Source organism: Pandoraea sp. CB10b_02 (genome assembly GCF_002216225.1).
Classification (GTDB): Bacteria; Pseudomonadota; Gammaproteobacteria; order Burkholderiales; family Burkholderiaceae; genus Pandoraea; species Pandoraea nosoerga.
On record NZ_NJGW02000011.1, the window covers coordinates 135,624 to 142,104 of the forward strand.

Annotated in this window: 7 protein-coding genes; 6 read left to right on the plus strand and 1 reads right to left on the minus strand. The window is 66.2% G+C overall.

Annotated features, from left to right (window positions below; genetic code table 11):
- Positions 1-3 precede the first annotated feature (3 nt).
- The 6 genes from CDN36_RS13965 to CDN36_RS13990 all read left to right on the plus strand — a co-directional run bounded on the left by CDN36_RS13965 (position 4) and on the right by CDN36_RS13990 (position 5,935).
- Complete coding sequence (locus CDN36_RS13965; RefSeq protein ID WP_287497018.1) at positions 4-825, plus strand: SDR family NAD(P)-dependent oxidoreductase; 822 nt, start codon at positions 4-6, stop codon at positions 823-825.
- A 239-nt stretch (positions 826-1,064) separates the two neighbouring features.
- The gene (locus CDN36_RS13970; protein WP_150555161.1) at positions 1,065-1,928 is read left to right on the plus strand and encodes an enoyl-CoA hydratase family protein; all 864 of its coding nucleotides are present in this window, start codon (positions 1,065-1,067) and stop codon (positions 1,926-1,928) included.
- A 24-nt stretch (positions 1,929-1,952) separates the two neighbouring features.
- Positions 1,953-3,137, plus strand: coding sequence for an acyl-CoA dehydrogenase family protein (locus CDN36_RS13975; protein WP_287497019.1), 1,185 nt, complete (start codon positions 1,953-1,955; stop codon positions 3,135-3,137).
- Positions 3,138-3,326: 189 nt separating this feature from the next.
- Positions 3,327-4,973, plus strand: a complete 1,647-nt coding sequence (locus CDN36_RS13980; protein ID WP_287497020.1) for an AMP-binding protein — start codon at positions 3,327-3,329, stop codon at positions 4,971-4,973.
- Positions 4,974-5,054: 81 nt separating this feature from the next.
- Positions 5,055-5,525: an acyl-CoA thioesterase gene (locus CDN36_RS13985; protein ID WP_287497023.1), complete on the plus strand. Its 471-nt coding sequence runs from the start codon at positions 5,055-5,057 to the stop codon at positions 5,523-5,525.
- Between the two features lie 2 nt (positions 5,526-5,527).
- The gene (locus tag CDN36_RS13990) at positions 5,528-5,935 is read left to right on the plus strand and encodes a RidA family protein (RefSeq protein WP_150555338.1); all 408 of its coding nucleotides are present in this window, start codon (positions 5,528-5,530) and stop codon (positions 5,933-5,935) included.
- Positions 5,936-5,997: 62 nt separating this feature from the next.
- Here the strand turns inward: CDN36_RS13990 and CDN36_RS13995 are convergent.
- On the minus strand, positions 5,998-6,481 hold a 484-nt coding region (locus tag CDN36_RS13995; RefSeq protein ID WP_287497021.1), incomplete at its 5' end, for an ureidoglycolate lyase.

Sequence of the window (6,481 nt, forward strand, 5' to 3'; positions counted from 1 at the left end):
TTCATGACGTTGACGACAACTCCGGTGACGCCGGCCGAGGCGGCTCCCGCCACCCTCAAGGGCGTGCATGCGCTGGTGACGGGCGGGGCGCGAGGTATCGGCGAGGCCGTGGCGCGCGCGCTGCTCGCGCAAGGCGCGCGCGTGACGCTGCTCGGGCGCAGCGAGAAGTCGCTGGCGAGCGGCGCGCAGGCGCTCGCCTCGCTCGGAGAGGTCGCGTGGGTGAGCGCCGACATCGCGCACGCGCCTGCGCTCAATGCGGCTTTTGCCCGCGCGGCGGAGCGTTTCGGTCCCGTGCAGGTGCTGGTGAACAACGCCGGGCAGGCGGTCAGCGCGCCGTTCGGCAAGACGGACGGCGCGCTGTGGCAGCAAATGATCGACGTCAACCTGACGGGCACGTTCCACTGCATCAGCGCCGCGCTGCCGGACATGCTGGCGGCCGGTTGGGGACGTATCGTGAACGTTGCCAGTACGGCGGGTCTCATCGGCTATCCGTATGTGACGGCGTACTGCGCGGCCAAGCACGGCGTGATCGGGCTCACCCGTGCGCTGGCGCTGGAAGTGGCGAAGAAGGGGGTGACGGTCAACGCCGTGTGCCCGGGCTACACGGAGACGGACATCGTGCGCGACGCCGTGGCGAATATCGTCGCCAAGACGGGACGCAGTGAGGACGAGGCCCGCGCGGAACTCGCAAAGCGCAATCCCCAAGGCCGCCTGGTGCAGCCTCAGGAAGTCGCGGACGCCGTGCTGTGGCTGTGCCAGCCGGGCGCCGCAGCGGTGACGGGGCAGTCGCTGGCAGTCGCTGGCGGCGAGGTGACCGTCGGCTGAACTCCGGCTGGATTTCGGCTGGATTTCGGCTGGACCTGGGGGCGCGCCCCGGGGCGCACGGCCGGATGGTCGCCGGAACTTTCGTGACGTTGGGCCGCCGGCATGGCAGCGCGACGCCGTTTCAACCGACGGGATCAGAGGACGCGGGCCGGCGCCGCGTGCGCCAAGCCGGCGGGCTCCGCGAAGGTCGGAGGATAGAGGACAAAGGTCAAAGGTCAAAGGTCAAAGGAGATCGGCCAATGAGCGACGTGAAACTGACGATGGCGCATCACAAGCGCCCGTTCGCGAACTATGAAGCCAGGCATTTTCTGTGGTCGGTGTCGAACGACGCGCAAGGGCGTCCGAGCATCGGCACGATCACGCTCAATCGCCCGGACAAGAAGAACCCGCTGACGTTCGATTCGTATGCCGAGCTGCGCGATCTGTTTCGCGGTCTCGTCTACGCGACGGACATCAAGACGGTGGTCGTCACCGGCGCGGGCGGCAATTTCTGCTCGGGCGGCGACGTGCACGAAATCATCGGCCCACTCACGAAGATGAGCATGCCGGAACTGCTCGATTTCACGCGCATGACGGGCGATCTGGTCAAGGCGATGCGCGCCTGCCCGCAGCCCATCGTGAGCGCGATCGACGGCATTTGCGCCGGCGCCGGCGCGATGGTGGCGCTCGCCTCGGACCTGCGTCTCGGCACGCCGCAGACGAAGACGGCATTCCTGTTCGTGCGCGTGGGTCTGGCCGGCGCGGACATGGGCGCGTGTACGCTGCTGCCGCGCATGATCGGCCAGGGGCGCGCCTCGGAGCTGCTCTACACGGGCCGCGTGATGACGGCCGACGAAGGCCTGCAGTGGGGCTTCTTCAACGCGCTGCACGACAGCGGCGCGGTGCTCTCGGCCGCGCAGACGCTTGCCGACCAGATCGCTTGCGGCCCGACCTTCGCACACGGCGTGACGAAAAAACTCCTGCATCAGGAATGGAACATGGGCGTGGACGAGGCGATCGAGGCCGAGGCCGAAGCGCAGGCCATCTGCATGCAGACGCACGACTTCCGCCGCGCTTACGATGCGTTCGTCGCGAAGCAGAAGCCGGTGTTCAAGGGCGACTGACGCACGCCGCAACGAGACGACAAGATGAGCGATATCACTCCTCACCATGCACGCAACGCCGACTTTCTGGCGTGGCCGTTCTTCGACGACGCCCATCGGCGTCTGGCGGCCGGGCTCGACGACTGGTGCTCGCGCGAACTGAAGGTGGACCACGATGCGGACACGGACGCGACGTGCGTTTCGCTGGTGCGTCAACTCGGCCGCGCCGGCTGGTTGAAGTACTGCGTGCCTGCCAGCCATGGAGGCGTGCTCGAGACGCTGGATTCGCGCGCGTTGTGCGTGCTGCGCGAGACGCTGGCGCGCCACGACGGTCTGGCCGACTTCGCCTTTGCAATGCAGGGACTGGGCAGCGGTGCGATCACGCTCGCCGGCGCCGACGCGCTCAAGCAGCGTTATCTGCCGCGCGTGGCCTCGGGCGAGGCGATCGCGGCCTTCGCGCTGTCGGAACCCAACGCGGGCTCGGACGTCGCGGCCATGGCCTGCGCGGCCACGCCGGACGGCGACAGCTACGTGCTCAACGGCGAAAAGACGTGGATTTCGAATGGCGGCATCGCGGACTTCTATTGCGTGTTCGCGCGCACGGGCGAAGCCCCCGGCGCGCGCGGCATCAGCGCATTCGTGGTCGACGCGAACACGCCGGGGCTCACGATCGCCGAGCGCATCGACGTGAGCGCGCCGCACCCGCTGGCGCGCCTGAAGTTCGAGAACTGTCGCGTGCCGGCGTCGCAGCGGCTGGGCGAGGCGGGGCAGGGCTTCAAGGTGGCGATGATGACGCTGGACATCTTCCGCGCCTCGGTGGCGGCCGCGGCGCTGGGTTTCGCCCGTCGCGCGCTCGACGAAGGGCTGGCGCGCGCGAGGTCGCGCGAGATGTTCGGTCAGACGCTGGCGGATTTCCAGATCACGCAGGCGGCGCTGGGCGACATGGCGACGTCGGTGGATGCGGCCGCGTTGCTCACCTATCGCGCCGCGTGGCAACGCGACGTGCAGGGGCAGCGCACGACGCGTGAAGCGGCGATGGCGAAGATGTTCGCGACGGAGTCGGCGCAGCAGGTGATCGACCGCGCGTTGCAGATGTTCGGCGGCGCCGGCGTGGTGTCGGGCGCGGTCGTGGAGCGTCTGTACCGCGAGATCCGGTCGCTGCGGATTTATGAAGGCGCAACGGAAGTACAAAAACTGATCATCGCGCGCGAATTGCTCAAGGACGGCTGAGCGCCGTCTTCGGCCTCCGGCGTGCCGGAGGGCGCGGGGTTCGATGCGTGGGACATGGCTTGTGATGTGCGCAGTGCAGCCCGTGGAGACAGGGATGGCATGGCGTCTTGCGAAACACTTGGAAGCACTTTGAAGCGTCGGGCGGCTGCGCCGGCGTCATGCTTGATTACCGGGGGCAAGGAGAAGCACATGGAACGATCTGGACATCTCGACACTTTCGCGCGCGACAATCTGCCGCCCGTCGATCAGTGGCCCGAGTTTCTGCTCGACAATCCGGATGTCGCATATCCGGCGCGCATCAACTGCGCGGCCGAGTTGCTGGACCGCGCGATCGCGCAGGGACGCGGCGACGCGCCCGCGATCTATTCGGTGGAAAACGGCAAGCGCACGGTCACGTCGTATCTGGGGCTGCGCGAGATGGTCGATCGGATCGCGCACGTGCTGCGCAACGACATGGCGCTGGTGCCGGGCAATCGCGTATTGCTTCGCGGCCCGAACAACCTGTTCATGGCCGCCGCGTGGCTGGCGGTGATCAAGGCGGGGCTGGTCGGCGTGCCGACGATGCCGCTGCTGCGCGCGAAGGAACTCAAGCAGATCATCGACAAGGCGCAGGTGTCGGCGGCGCTGTGCGACGGGCGCCTGAAGGAGGAGCTGGAATTCAACCGGCAGCCGGGGCACGAGTATCACTGTGCGGTGCTCACTCAGGTGGTCTATTTTCACGACGTGGGTGAGGGCTCGCTGGAGGCCCGCATGGCGCGTCAGCCGGCCAGTTTCGAGGCCTGCGACACGGCGGTGGACGACGTCTGCCTGATCGCTTTCACGAGTGGCACGACGGGGCAGCCCAAGGGCACGATGCATTTTCATCGCGACGTGCTCGCGATGTGCGATCTGTTCCCGCGCCACGTGCTCAGGCCCGGGCCGCACGACATCTTCTGCGGCACTCCCCCGTTAGCGTTCACTTTCGGCACGGGAGGCTTGCTGACGTTTCCGCTGCGCGTGGGCGCGGCCACGGTGCTGCTGGAAAAGCTCACGCCCGACACGTTGCTCGAAGCGATCGCGGAGTATCGGGCGACGATCTGTTTTACGGCCCCGACCTTCTATCGCCAGATGGCCGCACTCGTGGGCAAGTACGATCTGTCGAGCCTGAAGAAGACGGTGTCGGCCGGCGAGGCGTTGCCGGACGCGACGCGCCAGCTCTGGAAGCAGGCCACGGGCATCGAGATGATCGACGGTATCGGCGGCACGGAGATGATCCACATCTTCATCTCGGCGGCCAACGGCGACGTGGTCCCGGGCGCGATCGGCAAGCCGGTGCCGGGCTACATCGCAATGATCGTCGACGATGACATGAATCCGCTGCCGCCCGGGCAGGTCGGCAAGCTGGCGGTGAAGGGGCCCACAGGCTGCCGTTATCTGGCCGACCCGCGTCAGGCGAATTATGTGAAGAAGGGCTGGAACCTGCCGGGCGATACGTTCATGTGCGACGAAGCGGGCAATTATTACTATCAGGCGCGCTCGGACGACATGATCGTCTCGGCCGGATATAACATTGCGGGCCCGGAAGTGGAGTCCGCGCTGTTGAAGCACCCCGCGGTGGCGGAGTGCGGCGTGGTCGGCGCGAACGACGACGCGCGCGGGCAGATCGTGAAGGCCTACGTGGTCCTGAAGGCGGGGGAGCCGCGCGACGAGACGATGGTAAAGGCCCTGCAGGAGTATGTGAAAGCTAACATCGCTCCCTACAAGTACCCGCGGGCGATCGAGTTCGTGGACGCGCTCCCGCGCACGGAGACGGGCAAGCTGCAGCGCTTCAAGCTGCGGCAAATGGCGCAGCGGTGAGAAGCTGGCCGCAATACGCGCGTGAGTCGCTCCAGTCGGCGCTCACTCACTTTCATGCGGTGTAACGCAGGAGGAAAAATGATGGCGGGAGCTGATGTGGCGGCGCACGCGTTCGTGAAGCCGTTGCTGGTGCGCTTCAAGCACTGCGACCCGGCGGGTATCGTGTTCTATCCGCGCTATTTCGAGATGATCAACGATCTGGTCGAGGACTGGTGTGAGGAAGGTCTGGGCCTGTCGTTCGGCGAGATGCACCTGCGCGATGGTCTGGGGGTGCCGACGGCAAACGTCGAATGCCGTTTCAGTGCCCCGAGTTTCCTGGGCGAGACGCTGACGCGCTCGCTGGAGGTCACGCGGCTTGGCCGCTCGTCGATGACGCTGCGCGTACGGTTCGCCGGTGCGAACGACGATACCCGTTTGCAAGCCACGCTGGTACTGGTCTGGGTCGCGAAAGGCGAGGGCGGCAAGCCCACCCCGATCGCCGTTCCCCCAGCGCAGCGTGAAGCGATTGTGCGCTACGCCGCAACTGATTGTGTAATGGAAGGAGTGTCCTGATGCTGCAAGTTCTGCAACCGCCCGACTGGGCGAAACCGCGCGGCTATGCGAACGGCATGGCTTTCGAGATGACCCCCGGCAGCCGTCTGGTGTTCGTCGGTGGCCAGATCGGCTGGAACGGGCAGCAACGCTTTGAAACGGATGATTTCGCGCTTCAGGTTCGTCAGACGCTGGAGAACATCGTGGCGATCCTCGCTGAAGCGAACGCGAAGCCCGAGCATATCGTGCGCATGACCTGGTACGTGAAGGACAAGGAGGAATACGTGGCGAGCTATCCCGCGATCGGCGAGCATTATCGCGCGGTGATTGGCCGGCATTTTCCAGCGATGACGGCGGTGGAGGTCGCCGATCTGGTCGAGGACGAAGCGAAGGTCGAAATCGAGGTGACGGCGGTGGTGCCTGCCGCCTGATCGATTTTTTGCCTTGGGCGAAGACGGGGGCGCGCTTTCGCGCCCTTGTTTTTTGGCTCGCCCTATGCAGCCTTCCTTGTGGTTCGGGCCGCGTCCAACGCGGCCTGCGTCAACAGATAGACGCCCGGCAAGTCCTGCTCGTCACAGTTGTGTCCCTCGCCCCCGCGATCGACCACCACGAAGTCACTCACCTCATCCAACGCCAACAACGGGTGATGCCACACGCCGCGCGCATAGTTCACCCCCTGCCAACCGTCCGATACGAACGCCCGCATCTGGCTCACGTCGAGCTCGCCCGCCGGCGCCACCACCACCAGATACGGCGTCGTCTTCAGCGGGATGAACGCCTGGCTGCCCAGCGGATGGCGCTCGAGCATCTTCACCTCATACGGCAAGCGCCGCGGCTGGCCTCGGAACACGTTGATCAGCGTGCGGCCGCCGTCCGGGCCCAGATCCACCGTCGCCAAATCGTGATACCGCTCCGTCGTCCCGCCATTGATCGCAAAATGCTTCGCGCCCGACAACTCGATCACATCCCCAAACGGC